3 protein-coding genes are annotated in these 2,522 nt (G+C 45.7%); all 3 read left to right on the top strand.

Translation table 11 applies throughout. The annotated features are described in order from the left end of the window. Positions 1–191: hypothetical protein (locus Q0Z70_RS13505; protein ID WP_298075334.1), on the top strand; the 191-nt coding region annotated here is incomplete at its 5' end. Between the two features lie 377 nt (positions 192–568). After that, positions 569–1,570: a restriction endonuclease subunit M gene (locus tag Q0Z70_RS13500; protein WP_298075332.1), complete on the top strand. Its 1,002-nt coding sequence runs from the start codon at positions 569–571 to the stop codon at positions 1,568–1,570. 2 nt (positions 1,571–1,572) lie between these two features. Beyond that, a partial coding sequence (locus Q0Z70_RS13495) for a DEAD/DEAH box helicase family protein (protein WP_298075330.1) occupies positions 1,573–2,522 on the top strand: 950 nt, incomplete at its 3' end.

Here is a 2,522-nt window from a genome sequence, read left to right as displayed (position 1 = left end):
CGTATGATTATGGTCGGGAAGATGAGTATTTCGATAAGGTGCAGGCGTTGGAACGTCGTATCGATGAACTGGAACAACGTCAGGAGCAATGCGATATATACTCCGACCGATACGATGAACTGCAAGACCAAATAGACGACTTGCAGGACGAACTCGACGAATTGGACGACTATTTCGATGACGATTTATAGACAGGTGATTCGTATTAAGTGTGAATTATTTATCGTACCTTTGTGAACGATGAACTTCATTTTAAGATTATCACGAAGCCATTGAGTAACGCAAAATAGAAGAACTATTTCTTGTTTTATGGGACAACTGAATAAAAGGATGAGTAAAATTCGCTCAAAAAGAACACTTGGAGGCGTTGCTTAACGATGGTGTTATTTATATGAATAATATCGACTATTTTCGCAAATATGAAGAGTCTCAACCAGAGCATTTGCGTGGAGATAAGTACGAATGTTTTGACTATATCAGCCAAAACAACAAAGCAATAATCTTCGATGAACCTTCATAGAGCTTAATAATGTAACTATATTTGAAAATAGGAAAACATATCCGGGTTATGACACAATCTCAAATTGACATACGGGAGAATGATATTTTCAGACGGTCACCCGAATTGCTTGCGGCGCTGCTTAAGGACCACACTTTAAGCACGGACGAACGTCAAATCAACATCTTCTGGGCGACGAACAACTATGCCGATTTGGGTGCCGGCTATCGATATGACGACCGGATCACGATAGAGGCCATTACGGGCAAAAATGGCGGAATCATTAAACCGCGTGCCGTCAAAAGCCGCGACATGCAGCAGCGGCGCAGCCGCGAGATGGCAGAAGTCTTCACCCCGTCGTGGATATGCAACAAGCAGAACAATCTGGTCGATAACGCCTGGTTCGGTCGGGACAACGTGTTCAATACGGAGGTGGATGATCCCGACGGGGCACATTCGTGGATTCCGACCGACGGAAAAATCCTGTTTCCGGAGGGCAGGACATGGCGCGATTATGTCCGGGAAAACCGACTCGAAATTACCTGTGGCGAAGCCCCTTACTTAGTCAGCCGGTATGATGCGGTAACGGGAGAGCCGATTCCCGTCGGGTGGCGGATCGGCCTGCTCGACAGAAAACTGCGTGTTGTCGGCGAGAACACGGAAACGTCGGGCGAATGGCTGAAAGCTGCACAAATGGCATATATGAGCATCTATGGCTACGAATGGCAGGGCGATAATCTGGTGCTTGCCCGCGAAGCGCTGCTCTACACATTTATCGACTATTACAAAGCGAAGTTCGGCAACGAACCGCAACTCAAATCGCTGTTATATATTGCTTATATCATCTCGTGGAATATCTGGCAGATGGACGGGCTGAAATGCGTTGTGCCGGATAGTTGCGGAACGGTTCGGACTACGGTCCAAAACCTGTTTGATTCGACCGAAACAATCCAGACGTGCGAGGGTTGTCAAAAAAACGATATGCATAAGCATAATGGGGCTTACTGCAAGATTATGGATTGGAGCCAAGATAAGGTTATAACTTTTGTATCACTAATTAAACAAAAGTAAGTATGGAAGGTGTAAAGTCAAAAATAGATACAACAATCCTCGATAATATAATTGTCGGTCGGGTTGAACCGTATATTTACGCATTCTCAACGGAAACCGTTCCAAATTATTTGAAAGTCGGGGATACATCACGTGGTGTGCGGGTGCGTTTGGATGAGTGGCGGAAAATCTTCCCGAATCTGATTCAGCAGTACGAACATTCTGCCCAGATAGACGATGAAACCATCTTTCGCGATTTTGCCGTTCATACTTTCTTGGAGCGAGAGAGAGGACGAATCCGTTTGCAGCCGAACATATTTGGCAATCTGCCTTATTACTCCCGAGAGTTTTTCAAAGAGGCGACACCGGAAGATGTGGAGGATGCCGTTACGGATATTATTCAAAGCACATTCGAAAAAAACGGAAAATATCCGCTGTATTCTCCTGACAGATTGCCGCAAACATTGACATATGAGCGAACGGAGAATTACCCTCCGCGCGACAACCAGCAACAGGCTATCGACAATTTCAAAAAGGCGGTTTGTGCCGGTCGCACGAACCTGTTGCTCTATGCTGTTATGCGATTCGGCAAGTCGTTTACCTCGATGTGCTGTGCCAAGGAGATTGACGCTCGGTTTGTCGTCATTGTATCTGCCAAGGCAGATGTAAAAGAGGAGTGGAAAAAAACTGTCGAGAGCCATACCTATTTTGCCGGTTACAACTATCTTGACAGCGAAGCGCTAAAACGGAGCGAGACGGTTATTGCCGACACGCTTGCCAATCCGGATAAAAAAGTTGCTTTGTTCCTCACTTTGCAGGATTTGCAGGGCGATAATATAAAGGAGAAACACAAAGAGGTGTTTGAGTACCCAATTGACCTGCTGATTATTGACGAGACCCATTTCGGCGCACGCGGTGCATCCTATGGAAAAGTATTGCAGGAACAACATCTTAGCAAATCAGAGATCGCTAA

The organism is uncultured Bacteroides sp. (assembly GCF_947632445.1).
Taxonomy (GTDB): Bacteria; Bacteroidota; Bacteroidia; order Bacteroidales; family Bacteroidaceae; genus Bacteroides.
The sequence above is the reverse complement of the archived record's forward strand: the minus strand, read 5'-3'. Positions and strand labels throughout refer to the sequence as shown.